This is a genomic window from Streptomyces sp. NPDC047043, from assembly GCF_040644055.1.
GTDB lineage: Bacteria > Actinomycetota > Actinomycetes > Streptomycetales > Streptomycetaceae > Streptomyces.
Genome location: NZ_JBEYVO010000032.1, coordinates 90,981 through 110,714 on the forward strand (window position 1 = coordinate 90,981; position 19,734 = coordinate 110,714).

Sequence of the window (19,734 nt, forward strand, 5' to 3'; positions counted from 1 at the left end):
GCCCGTCAATGGAGCGCAACGACTCCACCATGCAACTGCCCGTGGCCCGGCCGAAGGCCCGGTCGAGAGTGGCCGAGACCATGCAGCTGCGGGTGCTCGGGCCCCGCAGGTCCGGCTACACCCTCCCGCCCGCCCCCGACTCCGGCTGGTCCGCCGCCCCGAGCTCCCGCCGCGCCCGGGTCAGCCGGCTCGTGCTGCTCGCCCTGCTGGTGATGCAGGCCGCGCTGTCGCTGCGCCTGCAGAACACCGCCTTCGAGGACGAGGCCCTCTACCTCTTCGCCGGCCACGCCGAACTCGGCCATCTGCTCCACGGCACAAAGCTCTACGGCGGCTTCGAGAGCTACTTCTCGGGCGCGCCCGTCCTCTACCCCGTGCTGGCGGCCGCCGTCGACTCCGTGTTCGGGCTGGCCGGGGCCCGCGCGCTGAGCCTGGCCTGCATGCTGGGCTGCACCGCCCTGCTGTACGCGATGACCCGCAGGCTGTTCAACGAACGGGCCGGACTGTGCGCGGCCGGTGTCTTCGCCGTGGCCCAATCCACGGCGTTCATGGGCAACTTCGCGACCTACGACGCCCTCGCCCTGTTCCTGCTGGCGCTGGCCGCGTGGATCGTCGTCCGCACCGCGGACTCGCATCCCTTGCTCATCCTGCTCGCCGCCCCGGTGGCCGCGCTCGCGGTGGCCGTGAAGTACGCCTCCGCGCTCTACCTGCCCACCGTGGTGCTGCTCGGCGTGCTGACCGCCTACCAACGGCGCGGTCTGCCGCGGGCGTCGGGGCGCGGCGTACTGCTCGCCGTGGCCACCGCAGCGCTCCTGGGCGCCGGGCTGTACACCTCCGGATACCTGGCGGCGATCCAGTCCACCACCACGGCCCGTGCGGCCGGTACGACGCCCTCCTGGACGATCCTGCGGGACTCGGCCCGCTGGGGCGGCCTGGCGGTCGCCGTGGCGCTCCTGGGGGCGTTCTCGTACGTCCGCAGCGGCCGGATGAGCGAGATGCCGGGCTGGCGCGGGGCGCTGCCGGGAGCCCGTTGGCGGGCCTCGCTCGGACTGCTCCTGGTCGGCACGGCCCTGCTCGCGCCCGCCTACCAGCTGCACCTGCACACCGAGGTCTCGCTGCACAAGCACATCGGCTACGGCCTGTTCTTCGCGGCACCGCTCGCCGGAGTCGGCGTCACACGGCTGATGGGCGCGCACTTCAAGTACCCGCAGTGGGCGATCTTCCTGGGCGTGGTGATGCTGTCCAGCGGCATGTCGCAGGCGTACGACAACTTCCACGTGTGGCCTGACTCCAGGAGCCTGGTGGCCACGCTGCGGCCCTACATGAACGCGCACGGCACCTATCTCGCCGACACCTACGAGGTGCCGGTGTACGCGCTGGGACGGGACACCTCGTACCGCCAGTGGAACTCGACCTACACGATCGACTACACGACCCGCACCGGCCGCCACCTGACAGGCGCGGCCGGCTTCAAGGCCGCCGTGACCGACCGGCACTTCACGCTGATCGTGCTCGACCGGGGCAACCCGACGGGCGAGAGCACGACCGTCCGCGACGCGCTCGTGCACTCGACCGGCTACCGCCTGATCGGCACGGTGCCCTACGCGACGGCCTGGGGCAGCAGCCGGTTCGAGCTGTGGGCGCCTTCCTAGGGCTTACGCGACCGAAGTCGTCGTCTTCGCGCGCGTGGTCGTCGCGATCGTCGCCGAGCCCACCACGCGCGTGCCGTCGTAGAGGACGATCGCCTGGCCGGGGGCGACGCCGCGGACCGGCTCCGTGAAGGAGACCTCCAGGTGGCCGTCGACCAGTTCGGCAGTGACCTCGGTCTCGCCGCCGTGCGCGCGGAGCTGCGCGGTGTAGGTGCCGGGACCGGAGGGCGCCGTGCCGCACCAGCGGGGCTTGATCGCGGTCAGGGCGGTGACGTCCAGGGCGTCGGCCGGGCCGACCGTCACCGTGTTGTTCACCGGCGAGATGTCGAGGACGTAGCGCGGCTTGCCGTCGGGCGCCGGGGTACCGATGCGCAGGCCCTTGCGCTGGCCGATGGTGAAGCCGTACGCGCCCTCGTGCGTGCCCAGCCTGTTGCCGGACTCGTCGACGATGTCGCCCTCGGCCTTGCCCAGCCTGTTCGCCAGGAACCCCTGGGTGTCGCCGTCGGCGATGAAGCAGATGTCGTGCGAGTCGGGCTTCTTGGCGACCGCCAGGCCGCGGTGCTCGGCCTCGGCACGGATCTCGTTCTTGGTCGTCACCGTGTCGCCCAGCGGGAAGAGCGCGTGCGCGAGCTGCTTCTCGTCGAGGACGCCGAGGACGTACGACTGGTCCTTGGCCATGTCGGAGGCGCGGTGCAGCTCACGCGTGCCGTCCTCGCCCACGATCACCTTGGCGTAGTGGCCGGTGCAGACCGCGTCGAAGCCGAGGGCGAGGGCCTTGTCGAGCAGGGCGGCGAACTTGATCTTCTCGTTGCAGCGCAGGCACGGGTTCGGGGTGCGGCCCGCCTCGTACTCGGCGACGAAGTCCTCGACCACGTCCTCGCGGAAGCGGTCGGCGAGGTCCCAGACGTAGAACGGGATGCCGATGACGTCCGCGGCGCGGCGGGCGTCGCGCGAGTCCTCGATGGTGCAACAGCCACGCGCGCCCGTGCGGAAGGATTGCGGGTTCGCGGAGAGCGCGAGGTGGACGCCGGTCACGTCGTGGCCGGCCTCCGCGGCGCGGGCGGCGGCGACGGCGGAGTCCACACCGCCGGACATGGCGGCGAGTACGCGAAGGGGGCGGGGGCGCTGCGAGGTGTCAGTCATAGCCCTTCAAGAGTACGGGGATGCGGGAACCGGAGCCCACGAGTATCCGTTGGTGATCACATGGGGGCGAGCAAGAAGGACACCGACAAGCGGCTGGGCCGCCGTGCGCTGCTGGTGGGCGGGGCCGCGGCCGCCGTCGGCACGGCGGTGTTGGCGCGCGACGAGCTGGCGCATCTGTGGTGGCGGCTGCCCGGCGTGGAGAAGCCGCGGGTGGCGGGCGCGGTCGACTTCCGGGGTGCCCGCTGGGTGGCGGCCTCGCCGGCGAACTACCGGCGGGCCGACCGGCCGGACGACTACTCGATAGACCGGGTGGTCATCCATGTCACCCAGGGCGGCTTCTCGAGCGCGGTCAAGGCCTTCCAGGACCCGGACCACCGGGCCGCGGCCCACTACATCGTCCGCAAGGACGGGCGGATCACCCAGATGATCCGCGAGCTGGACGTGGCGTTCCACGCGGGCAACCGGGAGTACAACGAACGCAGTGTCGGCATCGAGCACGAGGGCTTCGTGGAGCGCAGATCCTCGTTCACGGACGCGATGTACGCCTCCTCGGCGCGGCTGACCGCCGGGATCTGCGGGCGGTACGGCATACCCGTCGACCGGGAGCACATCATCGGGCATGTGGAGGTGCCGGGGACGGACCACACCGATCCGGGGCCCTACTGGGACTGGAACCGGTACATGAAGCTCGTACGGCAGGCGGCTTCGGCCCCGGCAGCTTCGTCAACGAAGTTGTAAAACATTTCCCGGCCTCTCCCCGGGCCGGGGTGTCCGATGCGTCCCCTATCCCTCGCGCGATCAGGGCTTCGTCAACTTGGCTTTTCTTCAAGGGAGTTGGCGGCGACCTGCGCTCAAGGCACGTTCACAGCCTGCGCGGCTCGCTCCTAACTTCGCCCCAGCCTTTACACAGCCCTTAGGCCAACCATCCCGAGCCATGACTCACATCACTGAGCCCGGCTCCGGCACGGGCAGAGACGCCAAACAGGACCACTCCAAGGAAAGCACCACCAAGAGCGAGCACCGCAAGAACGCCCGCAAGGGCAAGGGCCTGCACCGGCGCACCTTCCTCGGCGGGATGGCCGGGGCAGGCCTCGGGGCGGTCGCGGCGGCCGGGGCGACCTTCTCGCTGCTGACCGAGGCGGGAAAGAACAAGGCCGGCGCGGCGACCAACACCGCCACCCTGACCATCCCGGACCTCCTGGAGGGCACCACCTCCGACAGCACGACCACCTTCACGCTGGAGGCGCAGACCGGCTTCAGCGAGGTGGTCAGCGGTGTCACCAGCTCCACCATGGGCTACAACCAGGCATTCCTCGGCCCCACCATGAAGTGGACCAACGGCAACACGGTCCTGCTCAACATCACCAACAGCATCGACGAGGACACCACCGTCCATTTCCACGGCGCACATGTCCCGGCCAAGATGGACGGCGGTCCCCAGGTCGCCTTCTCCGACGGCGAGACCTGGTCACCGACGTTCGAGGTGAAGGACGAGGCCAAGACGCTCTGGTACCACCCGCACGCCCTGGGCACCACGGCCAAGCAGGCGGTGCACGGTCTGGCCGGCATGATCATCGTCGAGGACGCCTCCGACACGTCCTCTGCGCTGCCCAGCGACTACGGCGTGGACGACATCCCGATCATCCTGCAGTGTCTGGCGTCGGACACGTCGGGTGACATCAAGTACGACCTCACCGGCTACCTGAGCAGCGGCCTGGTCTACCCCGTCCTCTGCAACGGCACCAACGTCGACGACACGACGCTCACCTTCGAGGCGACCAAGACCCGTACCCGCTTCCGGATCCTCAACGCCTCGCCGTCCGACATCATCACCGTCCAGCGCAGCGACGGCGGCACGATGACGCAGATCGCCACCGACCAGGGCTATCTCACCGAGGCCGCCGACGTGACGAGCATCCGCCTGGTGGCCGGTGCCCGCGCGGAGATGGTCATGGACCTCTCGGACGACGTCACGCTGCAGGCGGTCATCACGACCGGCTGGGTGCGGGGCGGCAGCGGCACGTACGACTTCCTGACCGTCACCGCGAGCGGCACCGACACCCCGGACGACCTGCCGAGCACGCTCAACACGATCGACCGGTACGACACCAGCGACTTCACCGCGCGGACGATCACGCTCGGCCAGAGCGGCACGACGATGCTGATCAACGGTTCGGCGGGGACGAGCATGTCCTCCATGGCGATGATCAGCACCACGCTGGGCTCGAAGGAGATCTGGACGGTCAAGAACAACACGCAGCTGGAGCACTCGTTCCATCTGCACGACGTGCCGTTCCAGCTGATCTCGGTCAACGGCGAGGATCCGACCGGCGTCGAACTCGGCTGGTACGACACGTACGAGGTGGTCGGCGGCGGCTCCATCGAGATCGCCATGGAGTTCACGGACTTCTCGGACGACACCTACATGTACATGCTCCACTGCCATCTCCTGCAGCACGAGGACGAAGGGATGATGGCGTCCCTCATGGTGACGGAGAGTTAGCGCAGTATCAGGTCAGCCCCGCGGCGCGCGCACGCTCGACCGCGGGGCCGATCGCCTTCTCCAGGGCCTCCACGTCCGCCTCCGTGGAGGTGTGGCCGAGGGAGAAGCGGAGGGTGCCGCGGGCCAGGTCCGGGGCGGTGCCGGTGGCGAGGAGGACGTGGCTGGGCTGGGCGACGCCCGCGGTGCAGGCGGAGCCGGTGGAGCACTCGATGCCCTGCGCGTCGAGGAGCAGGAGCAGGGAGTCGCCCTCGCAACCCGGGAAGGTGAAGTGGGCGTTGGCCGGGAGGCGGTCGACCGGATCGCCGCCGAGGATCGCGTCGGGGACCGCCTTGCGGACCGCCTCGATCAGGCTGTCGCGCAGGGCGCCGATCTCCCGGGCGAACCACTCGCGCTGCTCGGCGGCCAGCCGGCCCGCGACCGCGAAGGAGGCGACCGCGGGGACGTCGAGGGTGCCGGAGCGGACATGGCGCTCCTGGCCGCCGCCGTGCAGTACGGGCACGGGGGTGTACTCACGGCCGAGGAGCAGGGCCCCGATGCCGTACGGACCGCCGATCTTGTGGCCGGACACCGTCATCGCGGCGAGGCCGGAGGCGGCGAAGTCGACGGGGACCTGGCCGAAGGCCTGGACGGCGTCGGCGTGCAGGGGGACGTCGAACTCCTTTGTCACGTCCGCCAGTTCACGGACCGGCATGACCGTGCCGATCTCGTTGTTCGCCCACATCACGGTCGCCAGGGCCACGTCGTCGGGGTTGCGGGCGATCGCCTCGCGCAGCGCCTCGGGGTGCACGCGGCCGTAGGAGTCGACCGGGAGGTACTCGACGTTCGCGCCCTCGTGTTCGCCGAGCCAGTGCACGGCGTCGAGGACGGCGTGGTGCTCGACGGGGCTGGCGAGGACACGGGTGCGGTTCGGGTCGGCGTCACGGCGGGCCCAGTACAGGCCCTTGACGGCGAGATTGTCGGCCTCGGTGCCGCCGGAGGTGAGAACGACCTCGCTGGGGCGGGCGCCGAGCGCTTCCGCGAGCGTTTCGCGGGCCTCCTCGACGGTGCGCCTCGCGCGGCGGCCGGACGCGTGCAGGGCGGAGGCGTTGCCGGTGACGCTCAGCTGGGCGGTCATCGCCTCGACTGCCTCGGGGAGCATCGGGGTCGTCGCGGCGTGGTCGAGGTAAGCCATGGTGGGCACGATTCTACGGGGCCGGACTCAGGGCCCTCACGTCAAGGTCCGCGGCGTGCAGCCGGGCGGTGCCGGGGGGCGCGGCCAGGGGGCCCCGCGGTGGTGCGGCTCGTCCCAAGCCGCCTGTCACCACACGGGAGGTCGCTCCTAGAAGCTCCACGAAATCGTGCTGTCCACCTGCATGAACGCCACCAGGACCAGCAGGTCGGCGACACCGAGGCCCAGCCCCAGGAAGGCACGGCCACGGCGCTTGGTGCCCCGCCACAGGGCCGCGGCGGCCAGGACGATGGCGATCGGGCCGAGGAAGACGTTCAGGACGAGGAGGCCGACGAGGCCGAGGATGAAGGACGCCACGGCCATGCCGTCGGCGTCACGGCGGGTGGGGGCGGGGGCGGTGCGGCCGTTGGCCGGTGCGGTGAGTTGCATGACGGATCAGCTCCAGGAAGTCGGTTGTGCGGAGGGTCAGTTGGCGGTCGTGTTCTGCCTGCGGCCGTGGCGCTCGCGGAGCGCGAAGATGCCGAGCCAGGCGCCGATGACGGCGGCGGCGACGAGGGTGAAGGTGAACGGCGCGTGGGCCACGGTGCCCAGCACGGCCCCGAAGAGCAGAAGTGCGGCGACGAGGAACAGCATGGGATGAATCCCCCTCCGAGACGCCTCGGGGGCGCCTCTCGTTACGGTTCGGTGAACAGTTGTGGTTACAGTTGTTCACTGACTCCAGAGTCTAGCGCGCCTTACGGCTTTCCAAATCCAGAGAACAGTTGTTAACTGGATGACATGAGTCACACCCTCGGCATCCGGCAGGCCCAGAAGCAGAAGACCCGGCAGGCGCTGCTCGACGCGGCGCTCGGTCTGCTGGAGGAGCAGAGCCTGAGCAGTCTGGGCCTGCGCGAGGTCACCCGCGCCGTCGGCGTCGCCCCGACCGCCTTCTACCGCCACTTCCGCTCCACCGCGGACCTCGGTGTGGCCCTGGTCGAGGAGGCGCTGGGCAGCCTGCACCCGATGATCCGCACGACGGTGACCACGGCGGACAGCAGCGAGGAACGCATAGCGCGCGCCATTGAGTTGATCGCCGGTCATGTGGACGCGTACCCCGCTCATGTGCGTTTTATCGCCCGTGAGCGACATGGCGGGGTTCAGCCGGTGCGGGAGGCGATCCGGGACCAACTCGTCCGGTTCGCCGAGGAAGTGAGCACGGAACTCGCCAAGGACCCCGAGTCGGCGGGCTGGAGCGAGGACGACCTGCTCATGCTGGCCCATCTGTACGTGGACCAGATGCTGATCACCGCCTCGCTGTTCCTGGAGGCGCTGGAGGGCACCGCGGAGGACCGGGCGCAGGTCGCACAGGTCGCCACCCGTCAGATGCGGCTGATCAGCATCGGCCGGCATCACTGGCCGACGGGCTGAGACCACGATCCCGAGCAACACGCAGGGGCGGCACCCCCGTTCACCGGGAGTGCCGCCCCTGTCGTACGGGCCGCGAGGTCAGTTCTTCGTCGTCGCCTGCCCGCTCGGGGCGCCACTGGGGGCGGCACCGCCGGGACCGCCCTGGCCGCCACCGCCGCCACAGCCGCCGCCCTGGCCGCCACCGCCGGGACCGCCGCCCTGGCCGCCGCCACCGGGGCCGCCGCTGGGCGCACCGCTCGGCATACCCGACGGTGTACCGGTGGGCTTGGCGGTCGCGTTGCCGGTCGGAGCGCCCGACGGTGCGCCGCTCGGCATGCCGGACGGGGCGCCGCTCGCCGCGCCGGACGGGGCCGAACAGGCCTGCTGCTGCCCGGAGTTGCCGCTGTTCGAGGACGACGAGGAGTCGCTCGAGCCGCAGGCCGCCAGGACCAGAGGCGAGAGCGCCAGCAGGGCCACTGCGGGGACGAGACGCACACGCTTCATGAGAAACAACTCCAAGGAAGATGAGGGAGTCTTGAGTGCGGGAACTCAATCAACGGCGCTTGGGGGTTCCTTGAGCCCCCACTGTCCCCGGCCTGTGATTCAGGTAAAGCGCACCTCAAGAAACCGCTCTGACCTGCGAATTCACAGACCTCCCTCGCCTACTCGCTGGTACAAGTCCGTGACAGAAGCGGCCGCGGCGGCGAGTTCCTCGCGCACCTCGGGCGGCGAGAGGACCTCCACCCGGTCGGTGAACGCGAGCAGTTGGCGGGCCTCGCGGACGAAGCGGTACGACAGCCGTGCGGTCACCCACTCGCTGACACCGTCGTCCTCGGGGAGCCCGGCGAGCTGCGCGGCGTTCAGGCGCAGGAACATGTCGAGGCGGTCGCGGCGGACGCGGACGGTGACATCGAGGCCGCCGGGCCGCTCCTCGACCTGGCGGCGCAACACCTCCCAGGCGTCGGCGAGTTCGACGCCCGGCCGCCGTTTCACCGGGTCCGCGAGGGCGGTGGCGGACTGCACCCGGTCGGCGCGGAAGAGCTGCGGTTTCGCACGGCGGTCGGCGACCAGGTACCAGACGCCGGCCTTCGACACGAGTCCGTACGGGTCGACGGTGTACGTCCGCGCCTCCCGCTCGCCGCTGTGCCGGTACCGCAGCCTGAGGCGCCGGTCGGCGAAGACGGCGTCCTGCAGCACGTCCAGGTCCACCGCCTTCTGCGGTCCGCCCTTCCAGCGCGTGGCGTCGACGAGGATGCGGCGGCTGGTCACCTCGGCGGCCGGGCGGTGCGGCGCCGGCAGCGCGGCCATCACCTTGCGCAGCGCCGAGCCGAGTGCCGCGTCCAGGCCGAGCGCGGCGTGCGCGCCCTGGGCGGCCAGGATGAACAGGGCACGGGACTCGTCGGCGGTCAGGCCGGTCACATCCGTACGGAATCCCGCGAGCAGCTCGATGCCGCCGTGCCGTCCGCGCTCGGCGTAGACGGGCACTCCGGAGGCCGAAAGCGCCTCGACGTCCCGGTAGATGGTCCGCACCGACACCTCGAGCCGCTGGGCGAGTTCGTGCGCGGGGACACGGCCGCGGGTCTGCAGGAGCAGCAGGATCGAGAGCAGGCGGTCGGACTTCACGCCCCCAGAATCGCGCCGCGCGCAGGCCGTGCGCAAATGCTGACGGAAACTGTCAGGTTATCCAGGGACTCTCGGCCTACCGACTCACGAACGCACGAACTCACCGAGGAGCCCGTCACCATGAACGCCGTGGACCCCCGCCCCGTCTACACCCGCGCCACCGAGCAGGCGGCCGCGCTCATCAAGACCGTACGGCCCGAGCAGTTGACCGGCCCGACCCCCTGTACCGAGTTCGACGTACGCACCCTGCTCAGCCACATGGTCGGCGGCACCCGGCGCATCGCGGTGGTCGGCGAGGGCGGTGACGGCATGGCCGTGCGCCCCTTCGCCGACGGTGTGCCGGACGACGGCTGGACGACGGCGTACGACGAAGTCAGGACCCGGGTCCTCAAGGCCTGGGAGAACGACACCCGCATGGAGGCACCGGTCCGCGTGCCGTGGGGCGAGGTCCCCGGCCGCGCGGCCCTCTCGGGCTACGTCATGGAACTGGTCACCCACACCTGGGACCTCTCCGAGTCCCTCGGCCACCCCCTCGAACTCGACCCGGAACTGGCCGACTTCGCCCTCACCACCGCCCGCCGCGTCCTGCCCGACCCGCAGCGGGACGCGGACACCCCCTTCGCCACCGCCCGGACGGCTCCCGAAGGATCCGACAGCTATGGGCAGTTGGCGGCCTGGCTGGGCCGGGGCCCGGTCAGCCGAGCCTGACCCGCGCCAACTGGCGGGACTGGGCGACCAGTCGGTCTTCGCCGTCCCAGACCTCGGCGTCCTCCTCCAGGAAGCCGCCCGCGAGGTTGCGGGTGGTGATCGAGACGCGCAGGGGGCCCGGGGCCGGGCGGGTGCGGACGTGGACCGTGAGTTCGACCGTGGGGACCCAGCCCTTCAGGCCGATTTCGAAGGCGGTGGGCGGGAGGGCGTCCACCGCCAGGAGGAGGGAGAGGGGGTCGGCGTCCCGGCCGTCCGCGAGGCCGAACCAGGCGCGCATCTCACCCTTGCCCGAGGGGGCGCCCAGCGCCCAGCCCAGGGTCGAGGGATCGATCTTGATCATCAGGCGGTCGGCGATCGCCGAACTGCCGGACACCGGCGCCGGTCCGTCCTGGGGGCCGAAGCACTGGTCCATGGGTGGGAACGCCGGCGGCTTCGCCGTCGTACGGACGTCGTCCGGCAGCGCGTCCAGGTCGCCGTACGAGGCGAGGACGCGGATGCGTTCCACCTCGCGGCCCCGCTCGTCGTACTGGAAGAGCGAGGCCTGGCCGGTGGAGAGGGTGCGACCGGTGCGCACGACCTCGGTGCGGACGACCGCCGGGCCCGGCTGGGACGCCGTCAGGTAGTGCGCCGAGATCGTGAACGGGTCCGCGTGCGGCAGGGTGTCCGCGAGCGCTCGGCCCAGGACGGCCAGCAGATAGCCGCCGTTGACGGCGTTGATGATGGTCCAGCCGGCGGAGAGGTCGATGTCGTAGACGCCGGGGGCGCGCAGGGTGAGCGCGGTGTCGCGGTCGAACTCGCTGTCGCCGATCCCGGCCCGTGTGACGGCCGGCGCGGAAGCTGCTTCTGGCATGCCTGAACCGTACAACGAGAAATTACTAAGCGGTAGCTTTTACCATTACGGCTGCGTGACACCTGCACGTTCCCGCGCCGGCCCCACCCGTCCTCCTGGGTGAGGTTCCGGCAATTTCTTGGTAAGTGTCCGGACTCGCCCCCAACCCGGAAAGCCCTCTCCCCCTCTATGGGGACATGAGCCTCACCGGGACTCCGTTCCTCTACACGCTGATCGTGCTGTTCGCGGTCGCCCTGGCAGTGCCGCTCATCCTGTGGTCAAGGGTCCGCGGGCCGAAGGCCCTGCGTGCCGTGGCCCGGATGCTGATGCTGCTGTTCGCCCAGGGAACCGCGGTCGCGCTGGTCTTCGTCATGGTCAACAACGCCAACGGCCTCTACGACAACTGGGCCGACCTGCTCGGCACGGGCAACCATGTGCAGCAGGCCGCCGACCTCGGCGCCGACGGCACCGGCGGAATAGCGCTGAAACGGTTGCCCAAGGTCAGGCAGAACTTCACCTGGGCCAGTGGACCCGGCATGCACGGCGTGCGCGAGACACAGCTCAAGGGCCGCGTCTCCGGCGTGAACGCCGAGGTCTACGTCTGGCTGCCGCCGCAGTACAACGAGCCCCGCTACCGCCACCACAAGTTCCCGGTGGTGGAGCTGCTGCCCGGCTATCCCGGCTCGGCGAAGGCGTGGTTCGGGTCGATGAAGGGGACCAGGCAGCTGGAGCCGCTGATGCGCGACGGCCAGGTCGCCCCGTTCATCCTGGTCGCCCCGCGCACCAACCTGCTGGCCGGGGTGGACACGGGCTGCGCCAACATCCCGGGCACGGTCAACGCCGACAGCTGGCTCAGCATCGACGTACCGAAGATGGTCATGGACAACTTCCGCGCCGAGCCCGCCCCCAAGGGCTGGGCGGTCGCCGGGTACTCGGCCGGGGCGCACTGCGCGGTCAAGCTGGCCGTCGCCCACCCCGACCGCTACCGCGCGGCGGTCGGCATGTCCGGCTACAACGACCCGATCGGCGAACGCAATTCGCTCGCCGCGCAGAACCCGACCCTGCGCGCCGAGAACAATCCCTATCTGCTGCTGAGGAACAAGCGGACCGCGCCGCCGATCGCGCTGTACATCTCCGGCGAGTCCGGTGACGGCTACCAGGCCGGCGTGGCCCTGGAGTCCATCGCCAAGGCCCCGACGACCGTGCACGTGGTGTTCCTGCCGCGCAGCGCGGGCGGTCACACGATGGCGCTGTGGCGGCCGCAGGTGCCGACGGTGTTCCGCTGGCTGACGCTGGAGATGGGCAAGAACCGTCCGAAAATCAGGTCCGGCTCTACTCCTCTCGCACCGTCGACCGCCGGTTCCACGCACGCGGCGCTCGCCAGTGGAACCTCATCGCGAGCAGGCGCAGGACGAAGGCGGTGACGGCCGCGAGCCCGCTGGTGAACGGGGTCAGGGCGTCGTAGTGGATGCACAGGACGACCATGGTGGCGCCGACGATCGCCGGGACCGCGTACAGGTCGCGGTCCCAGCGCAGCAGCGACGGCACCTCGTTGGCGAGCACGTCCCTGAGGACACCGCCGCCGACGGCGGTGGCGAGGCCGAGGGTCGCGGACTGGGTGAGGCCGAGACCGTACTCGTACGCCTTCGTCGTCCCGGCGACGCAGAACAGGCCGAGGCCGGCCGCGTCGAAGACGTTCACGCCGACCTGGATGCGCTCCACCTGCGGGTGCAGGAAGAAGACCAGGAGGGCGGCGAGGAGCGGGGTGATGAAGTAGCCGAGGTCCGTGAAGGCGGCGGGCGGCACCGCACCGATGATCAGGTCCCGGAACAGCCCTCCGCCCAGCGCGGTGACCTCGGCGAGTACGGCCATGCCGAAGATGTCGAAGTTCTTGCGGACGGCCAGCAGCGCGCCGGAGATGGCGAACACGAAGATGCCTACGAGGTCGAGCGTGTGCTGGACGGAGGGGCTGAACAGTTGCTGAAGCACCCATACATTCTTACCTATGAGAGGGTGCTCCCCTTGCAATGCAAGGGTCAGAGGGTCGGTTTCCCTGTTGTGAACAGCCAGGTCTGGAACAGGTCGTCCAGCTGCTGCCCACTGACCTTCTCCGCCAGCCTGATGAAGTCGGCGGTGTTCGCGTTGCCGTACCGGTGGATCTTCGTCCAGGTCGGCAGCAGCTTGAAGAAGGCCTCGTCGCCGATGCGTTCGCGGAGCATCTGGAGGGTCATCGCGCCGCGCTGGTAGACCGCGGAGGCGAACATGGTGTCGCGCTGCGGGTCGCCGACGGTGATCTGCCAGAAGGCGCTGTCGGCGGGGCGGGCGTTGTACGCGGCCAGGAACGAGTCGTGGGCGCTGCGGGTGCCCTGGTGCTCGGCCCACAGCCACTGGGCGTAGGTGGCGAAGCCCTCGTTGAGCCAGATGTCCTTCCAGCGCTCGACGGACACCGAGTCGCCGAACCACTGGTGGGCCAGCTCGTGCACGATCGTCGTCTCGCTGCGCACCGCCGAGTAGATCGGCTTCGACTGCACCTCCAGCGAGAAGCCGGCCTCCGGCATGTCGTCGACGATCGCGCCGGTCTCCTCGAAGGGGTACGGCCCGAAGACCTGCGACCAGTAGTCGGTGGCGGCGGCGGTGACGGAGTACACGTCGACGTTGTTGCTGTTCGCGAGCACCGGATCGACGGCGACGTAGATCGGGATCCCGGACGGGGTCCGGCCGGTCCGCACGTCGAACTTCCCGATCGTCGCGGTCGCGAGATAGGTCGCCATGGGCTTGTTCTCGCGCCAGTGGGTGTACGTCGACTCGCCCTTGTCGTACGTCGAGACGAGCCGGCCGTTGGAGACGCCGGTCAGGCCCTTGGGGGCCTTGATGCGGATGTCGTACGTGGCCTTGTCGTCCGGGTGGTCGCTGGACGGGAACCAGGTGGAGGCGGCGTTGGGCTCGCAGGCGACGAAGACGCCGTCGGCGGTCTTCATCCAGCCGTAGCTGGAGCCGAACACGATGGGGCCGCCGAGGGGTTCGGGGACGCCGCCGTAGGTGACGGTGACCTGGAAGTCGTGGCCCTTGCGCAGGAAGTCGTGCGGGGTGATGCGCAGTTCGTCGCCGTCACGCGTGAACTCGGCGCGTCTGCCGTTCACTTCGACCCTGGTGACCTCCAGTTTCTGCAGGTCGAGGTCGAAGGAGGAGAGGTTCTGGGTGGCGCGGGCCGTGAGTGTCGTACGGCCGTCGAGGCGGTCGGTGTCGGGGTTGTACGCCACGTCGAGGGCGTAGTGGCGGGCGTCGAAGCCGCCGTTGCCGAGGTTCGGGAAGTAGGTGTCGCCGATGCCGGGCCCTCCGGGGGATGGTGCGGAGGAGGCGGCGATGGCGAAGAAAGAAGCCGCCGCGGTGGCGACGGCTCCTAAGCGTGTCGAACGGGAGAGTTTCATGAGTCGTCCCTTTCGAGCGTGTGCCGATAAGTCGGACACGGACGACTCTTCACTCTCCCGTTCGGTCATGTGCATGACTTTGCCAACTCGTCATGCCTTACTTGTCGGTTGACTCCTGACGGTCCGATTCCGCTTCCGGAGCCTCGTCGGTGACGGCCTCGTCGGCCGGGGTCTCCTCGGAAGAGGTCTCCTCCTGGGCGGCAACCGCCGCCACCGCGGCCGACGTCTCCGCCGACTCCGCCAGCACCTCGTCCGAGACCAGCTCTGCCGCCTCCTTGGCCACGGTCAGCAGCACCGTGTCCTGCGGGGCCTGGTCCTCGAAGTTCTCCGGGTGGTGGCAGGCGACCTGCTGACCGGGCTTCAGCTCGACGAGCTTGGGCTCGGTCGTCTTGCAGATCTCCGTGGCCTTCCAGCACCGGGTGTGGAAGCGGCAGCCGCTCGGCGGGGAGATCGGCGAGGGCACGTCGCCGCGGAGCAGGATGCGCTCGCTCTTGGCGCTCTTGCGCTTCGGGTCCGGGATCGGCACCGCCGACATGAGCGCCTTGGTGTACGGGTGCATCGGCGCCTTGTACAGCGACTCGCGGTCGGCCAGCTCGACGATCTTGCCGAGGTACATCACCGCGATCCGGTCCGAGACGTGCCGGACGACCGACAGGTCGTGCGCGATGATCACGTACGTCAGGCCCAGCTCCTGCTGGAGGTCGTCGAGCAGGTTGACGACCTGGGCCTGGATGGACACGTCCAGCGCGGAGACCGGCTCGTCCGCCACGACCAGCTTCGGGTTCAGGGCGAGCGCGCGGGCGATGCCGATGCGCTGGCGCTGACCGCCGGAGAACTCGTGCGGATAGCGGTTGTAGTGCTCGGGGTTGAGGCCGACGACCGACAGCAGCCGCTGGACCTCCTTCTTCACACCGCCCTCGGGCTGGACGCCCTGCAGCCGGAACGGGGCGCTGACGATCGTGCCGATCGTGTGCCGCGGGTTCAGCGAGGAGTACGGGTCCTGGAAGATCATCTGCACGTCACGGCGCATCGGGCGCATGTCGCCCACACCGAGGTGCGTGATGTCCTTGCCGTCGAACTCGACCTTGCCGGCGGTCGGTTCGAGCAGCCGGGTGATCAGCCGGCCCATGGTCGACTTGCCGCAGCCCGACTCGCCCACGACGCCGAGGGTCTCGCCCTTGCGGACCTCGAAGTCGATGCCGTCGACGGCGCGCACCGCACCGGTCTGCCGCTGGAGCAGGCCCTTGCGGATCGGGAAGTGCTTCTGGAGCCCGGTCACCTTCAGCAGGGTCTCGCCGTCGGCGGCGCCCTTGGTGAGGGCGGCACCGTCGCTCTGCGCAGGGATGGTCACTGCTTTGTCCTCGCTCACAGCTTCGGCGCAATCTCTTCGGTCCAGATACGCTCCCGCTGCTCCTGGCTCATGTGGCAGGCGGCCCAGTGCCGGGTACCGACCTCGCTGAGCTCGGGCCGGACCGTGCGGGTGACGTTGTCCTTCGGGATGTCCGCGTACGGGCAGCGCGGGTTGAACGGGCAACCGGACGGGACATTGATGAGGGAGGGCGGGGAGCCCTGGATCGGGATGAGGCGGTCCGTCTCCTCCCGGTCGAGCCGCGGCATCGACCCGAGCAGACCCCAGGTGTAGGGGTGGCGGGGCTCGGAGAACACGGAGTCGGCCGGGCCACGCTCCACGCACCGGCCGCCGTACATGACCAGCAGGTCGTCGGCCATCTCGGCGACGACGCCGAGGTCGTGCGTGATCATGATGACCGCGGAGCCGAACTCCTTCTGCAGATCCCGGATCAGGTCGAGGATCTGCGCCTGGACGGTGACGTCCAGGGCGGTGGTCGGCTCGTCGGCGATGAGCAGTTCGGGGTTGTTCACCAGCGCCATGGCGATCATCGCGCGCTGGCGCATACCGCCGGAGAACTCGTGCGGGTAGCCGTCGACTCGCTTGGCCGGCTCCGGGATGCCCACGCGGTCCAGCATCTCGATGGCCCGCTGCCGGGCCACCTTCTTGTTCACCTTGTGGTGGACCCGGTAGGCCTCGATGATCTGCTGGCCGACGCTGTAGAACGGGTGCATCGCCGACAGCGGGTCCTGGAAGATCATGGCCATCTTCCGGCCGCGCAGCTGCCGCACGTCGTCGGCGTCGGCGGTGATCAGCTCCTGCCCGTCCAGCCAGACCTCGCCGGAGACCTTGGCGTTGGCCGAGCGGTGCAGGCCCATCACGCCGAGCGAGGTGACGGACTTTCCGGAGCCGGACTCGCCGACGATGCCCAGCGTCTGACCGCGGCGCACGCTGAAGCTGACGCCGTCCACCGACTTGACGAGACCGTCGTCGGTGTCGAAGTGGATGCGCAGATCGCGTACGGAGAGGAACGCGTCGTCGGCGTCGGTGGGGGCGACGGTGGCCGGTTCGCCCAGCGCCGCCTTTTCGAGCTTGCTCACGAGTACCTCACGCGGGGGTCGATGGCTGCGTACACCAAGTCGACGATGAGATTGCAGAAGACGATGAAGAACGCGGCGACCAGCGTCACGCCCATGACGATCGGCAGGTCGTTGTCCTTGATGGCCTGGATCGAGTACGCACCGATGCCCTGCAGGGAGAACACCGTCTCGGTCAGCACCGCGGTACCGATCAGGGTGCCGAAGTCCATGCCGAAGATGGTGACGATGGGAGTCAGCGCGGCCCTGAGGCCGTGCTTCGTGACGACCGTGGACTCCTTGAGGCCCTTGGCCCGTGCGGTCCGGATGTAGTCCTCGCCCATGGTCTCCAGCATGCCCGCCCGGGTGAGCCGGGCGTAGAGGGCGGAGAAGAGGAATGCGAGGCTGATCCAGGGCAGCATCAGATGCCAGGCCCAGTCGGCCGGGTTCTGGGTGAACGGCACGTAGTCCGTGCTGTCCCAGATGGGCCACTGGTAGACGAAGAGCGCGTTGATGACCTGACCGGTGAAGAAGATCGGCAGGGAGACGCCGGCGAGCGCGATGAACATCGCGATGCGGTCGATCGGCTTGCCCTTGCGCAGCGCGGAGATGACACCGGTGGTGACACCGAAGATCACCCAGATCACCGCGGCACCGACGGCCAGCGAGAACGAGACCGGGATGCGCTGCGTGAGCTGCGGCCACACCTCGACGTGGCTCTTGAAGGAGTACCCGAAGCACGGGGCTTCACAGTGCGTGGCGTCGGGGCCGAACTTGTAGTCGGCACCCACGAACAGGCCCTTGATGTAGTCCCAGTACTGGATGTAGATGGGCTGGTCGAAACCCAGGTTCTTCTTGATCGCGGCGATGGACTCGGGGTTGGCGTCCTTGCCGACGTACTGGGTGGCCAGCTGGGTGGCCGTCTGGCCGCCGAGGCGGGGGACCAGGAAGAAGATGCCGAACGTGACTGCGCTGACCACCAGCAGCAGCACAAATGCGCCCAAGACGCGTCGGATGATGTACGCAGCCACAGCTGTGCGGCTCCGAGCGGCCGGGACGGGGTTGTCCGTCCCGGCCGCCCGGTGCCTTCACCTGCCTTTCAGGGGAATCCGGCCTGTGCTTACTTCGACGAGCTCAGCAGCACGTAGTCGTACATACCGAGGTACGCCTGCGTGACCGTCACGTTCGTCGCGGACGTCGGCCGGAGCAACAGGTTCTTGCGGTAGACGAGCGGGACCACCGAGCCGTTGTCCATGACCATCTTGTCGATGTCGCCCCACGCCTTGGTGCGGGCCGCGGAGTCGGTGTTGGCGATCGCGCTCTTCAGGGCGTTGTTGATCTTCGGGTCGTCCAGCTCCATCAGGTTGTTGCCACCCGACGGCTTGATGGCCGCACCGTTGATGATCTGGTCCAGGAAGCCGTAGCCGGTCGGCCAGTCGGCACCCCACGCCATGGAGAGCATGCCCAGCTTGTGCTCGTGGACGTAGCTCGGGACACCGGCGAAGTTGGAGAAGTACTTGCCGGAGGGGAACTGCTTGATCTCGACCTTGATGCCGACGGCCTTCAGCGAGTTCTGGATGGCCGTGGCCTGGGCGATCTCGGCGGGACGGTCCGAACGGGCCGTCAGCGTGGTGGAGAAGCCGTTCGGCTTGCCGCACTGCTTGAGCTCCGCCTTGGCCTTCGCCACGTCACCCTTGTGTCCGGCGGACGGGTAGGTGTCGAACTTGGTGTAGCCGTTGACCGACGGCGGCAGCAGCGTGGTGGCCACGTCGCCCTTCGGCGTACCGCCGATGGCGTCGAGGACCGACTGCTTGTCGACCGCCCAGTTCACGGCCTTGCGGCAGTGGACGTTGTCGAACGGAGCCACGTGGACGTTCAGCGCGATGTACGAGGTCGCACCCGCGTAGGAGTTGTCCGTCTGCTTGGCGTACTTGCCGCTCAGCACCTTCGGCTGGGTCTGCGGCTGGACGCCGGTGCCGGCGATGTCAGCGGTGATCTTGTCGGCCAGCAGGTCGTTGTCGATGGTGACCGGGTTGACCTTGAACTTGACCGTGATCTTGTCCGGCAGCGCCTTGCGGACCGTGTCGGTCTTCTGGTCCCAGTTCGTGTTGCGGACGAGGGTGGCGCTGCGGCCCTCCTCGTACGACTGGAACTTGTAGGGGCCGGAGGACACGATGTGCTGGACGTACTTCGCGCCGTCGTCCTTGGCCTGCGGCACGGGGGACGTCTGGGAGAAGGTCGCCAGGTAGTCGAAGTCGGCGAACGGCTGGTTCAGCTTGAAGACGATCGTCCGGTCGTCCGGAGTCTCGATCGACTTCAGGCCCTCGGCCGACTTGTCCTTGTAGGGACCCTTGTACTTGTCGCCACCGACCAGGTAGGCCTTGAAGTACGTGGGGCCGTTGGAGAGTGCCTCGGGCGCGAAGTTGGAACGCTCGATCGCGTACTTCACGTCCTTGGACGTGATCGGCGTACCGTCGTCGAACTTCAGGCCCGAACGCAACTTGTACGTCCACGTCTTGGCGTCGGAGCTGGCCTTGCCCAGCGACTCCGCGAGGTCCGGGACGACCTCGAGACCCGCCTTGCCCGCGGCCGGCTTGAACGTGACGAGCGTACGCGCGTAGAGGCGCGAGAAGTTCTGCACGAACCCGTAGTACGTGTTGCCCGGGTCCAGGGAGTCAGGCACGTCGGAGTCCTCCAGTGTGACCGAACCCCCCTTCTTGTTCGACACGTTGACGATGGCGTCGAGCGCCGCGTCCTTCTTGCCGGCGCCGCCGCTGTTGTCGTCCTTGCCGCCACCGCCGCCACAGGCTGCGGCGCCGAGCGAGAGCGCCAGTACCGTCGCGACGGCGGCGGTAACCCTTCTCGTCTTCACGTGA

19 protein-coding genes are annotated in these 19,734 nt (G+C 69.1%); 6 read left to right on the forward strand and 13 right to left on the reverse strand.

Annotated features, from left to right (window positions below):
* Positions 1–8 precede the first annotated feature (8 nt).
* Complete coding sequence (locus ABZ880_RS40610; RefSeq protein ID WP_361274162.1) at positions 9–1,649, forward strand: glycosyltransferase family 39 protein; 1,641 nt, start codon at positions 9–11, stop codon at positions 1,647–1,649.
* Between the two features lie 3 nt (positions 1,650–1,652).
* Here the strand turns inward: ABZ880_RS40610 and mnmA are convergent, their stop codons facing one another.
* The gene (gene mnmA / locus ABZ880_RS40615; RefSeq protein ID WP_361274165.1) at positions 1,653–2,789 is read right to left on the reverse strand and encodes a tRNA 2-thiouridine(34) synthase MnmA; all 1,137 of its coding nucleotides are present in this window, start codon (positions 2,787–2,789) and stop codon (positions 1,653–1,655) included.
* A 60-nt stretch (positions 2,790–2,849) separates the two neighbouring features.
* On the opposite strand from mnmA, the gene ABZ880_RS40620 reads away from it, so the two are divergent.
* On the forward strand, positions 2,850–3,527 hold the full coding sequence (locus tag ABZ880_RS40620) for an N-acetylmuramoyl-L-alanine amidase (RefSeq protein WP_361274168.1): 678 nt from the start codon (positions 2,850–2,852) through the stop codon (positions 3,525–3,527).
* A gap of 196 nt (positions 3,528–3,723) precedes the next feature.
* Positions 3,724–5,292 (forward strand): multicopper oxidase domain-containing protein, encoded by a 1,569-nt coding sequence (locus tag ABZ880_RS40625; RefSeq protein WP_361274171.1) that lies wholly within the window; start codon positions 3,724–3,726, stop codon positions 5,290–5,292.
* A 7-nt stretch (positions 5,293–5,299) separates the two neighbouring features.
* On the opposite strand, the gene ABZ880_RS40630 is transcribed toward ABZ880_RS40625, so the two are convergent.
* The 3 genes from ABZ880_RS40630 to ABZ880_RS40640 all read right to left on the reverse strand — a co-directional run bounded on the left by ABZ880_RS40630 (position 5,300) and on the right by ABZ880_RS40640 (position 7,093).
* Positions 5,300–6,463, reverse strand: coding sequence for a cysteine desulfurase family protein (locus tag ABZ880_RS40630; RefSeq protein ID WP_361274174.1), 1,164 nt, complete (start codon positions 6,461–6,463; stop codon positions 5,300–5,302).
* A gap of 147 nt (positions 6,464–6,610) precedes the next feature.
* Positions 6,611–6,889 (reverse strand): DUF4190 domain-containing protein, encoded by a 279-nt coding sequence (locus ABZ880_RS40635; protein WP_361274176.1) that lies wholly within the window; start codon positions 6,887–6,889, stop codon positions 6,611–6,613.
* Between the two features lie 36 nt (positions 6,890–6,925).
* On the reverse strand, positions 6,926–7,093 hold the full coding sequence (locus tag ABZ880_RS40640; protein ID WP_361274179.1) for a hypothetical protein: 168 nt from the start codon (positions 7,091–7,093) through the stop codon (positions 6,926–6,928).
* Between the two features lie 144 nt (positions 7,094–7,237).
* On the opposite strand from ABZ880_RS40640, the gene ABZ880_RS40645 reads away from it, so the two are divergent.
* Entirely contained in the window at positions 7,238–7,867 is a 630-nt protein-coding gene (locus ABZ880_RS40645; protein WP_361274181.1) for a TetR family transcriptional regulator, read from the forward strand.
* Positions 7,868–7,945: 78 nt separating this feature from the next.
* On the opposite strand, the gene ABZ880_RS40650 is transcribed toward ABZ880_RS40645, so the two are convergent.
* On the reverse strand, positions 7,946–8,350 hold the full coding sequence (locus tag ABZ880_RS40650; RefSeq protein ID WP_361274184.1) for a hypothetical protein: 405 nt from the start codon (positions 8,348–8,350) through the stop codon (positions 7,946–7,948).
* Positions 8,351–8,491: 141 nt separating this feature from the next.
* On the reverse strand, positions 8,492–9,469 hold the full coding sequence (locus ABZ880_RS40655; protein WP_361274187.1) for a YafY family protein: 978 nt from the start codon (positions 9,467–9,469) through the stop codon (positions 8,492–8,494).
* A 120-nt stretch (positions 9,470–9,589) separates the two neighbouring features.
* Here ABZ880_RS40655 and ABZ880_RS40660 point away from each other — a divergent pair, with 120 nt between their 5' ends.
* Positions 9,590–10,177 carry a TIGR03086 family metal-binding protein gene (locus tag ABZ880_RS40660; protein ID WP_361274189.1) on the forward strand — a complete coding sequence of 196 codons (588 nt, stop codon included), beginning with the start codon at positions 9,590–9,592 and terminating at the stop codon, positions 10,175–10,177.
* Here the strand turns inward: ABZ880_RS40660 and ABZ880_RS40665 are convergent.
* A complete protein-coding gene (locus ABZ880_RS40665) occupies positions 10,164–11,027 on the reverse strand; it encodes a thioesterase family protein (protein WP_361274191.1) in 864 nt (287 codons plus the stop codon). The genes ABZ880_RS40660 and ABZ880_RS40665 overlap by 14 nt on opposite strands.
* A 176-nt stretch (positions 11,028–11,203) precedes the next feature.
* Here ABZ880_RS40665 and ABZ880_RS40670 point away from each other — a divergent pair, with 176 nt between their 5' ends.
* Positions 11,204–12,430, forward strand: coding sequence for an alpha/beta hydrolase-fold protein (locus tag ABZ880_RS40670; RefSeq protein WP_361274194.1), 1,227 nt, complete (start codon positions 11,204–11,206; stop codon positions 12,428–12,430).
* Here ABZ880_RS40670 and ABZ880_RS40675 read toward each other — a convergent pair.
* From ABZ880_RS40675 to ABZ880_RS40700, 6 genes are all read right to left on the reverse strand, one after another.
* Positions 12,339–12,995, reverse strand: a complete 657-nt coding sequence (locus ABZ880_RS40675) for a trimeric intracellular cation channel family protein (protein WP_361274197.1) — start codon at positions 12,993–12,995, stop codon at positions 12,339–12,341. The two genes, ABZ880_RS40670 and ABZ880_RS40675, sit on opposite strands and share 92 nt — an antisense overlap.
* 47 nt (positions 12,996–13,042) lie before the next feature.
* On the reverse strand, positions 13,043–14,434 hold the full coding sequence (locus ABZ880_RS40680; RefSeq protein ID WP_361274199.1) for a M1 family metallopeptidase: 1,392 nt from the start codon (positions 14,432–14,434) through the stop codon (positions 13,043–13,045).
* A gap of 97 nt (positions 14,435–14,531) precedes the next feature.
* Positions 14,532–15,785, reverse strand: coding sequence for a dipeptide ABC transporter ATP-binding protein (locus tag ABZ880_RS40685; protein WP_361274202.1), 1,254 nt, complete (start codon positions 15,783–15,785; stop codon positions 14,532–14,534).
* Positions 15,786–15,799: 14 nt separating this feature from the next.
* Positions 15,800–16,882 carry an ABC transporter ATP-binding protein gene (locus ABZ880_RS40690; RefSeq protein WP_361274205.1) on the reverse strand — a complete coding sequence of 361 codons (1,083 nt, stop codon included), beginning with the start codon at positions 16,880–16,882 and terminating at the stop codon, positions 15,800–15,802.
* Complete coding sequence (locus tag ABZ880_RS40695) at positions 16,879–17,889, reverse strand: ABC transporter permease (protein ID WP_361274208.1); 1,011 nt, start codon at positions 17,887–17,889, stop codon at positions 16,879–16,881. The genes ABZ880_RS40690 and ABZ880_RS40695 overlap by 4 nt, the downstream gene beginning before the upstream one ends.
* 89 nt (positions 17,890–17,978) lie before the next feature.
* A complete protein-coding gene (locus tag ABZ880_RS40700; RefSeq protein WP_361274211.1) occupies positions 17,979–19,730 on the reverse strand; it encodes an ABC transporter substrate-binding protein in 1,752 nt (583 codons plus the stop codon).
* Positions 19,731–19,734: the final 4 nt, after the last annotated feature.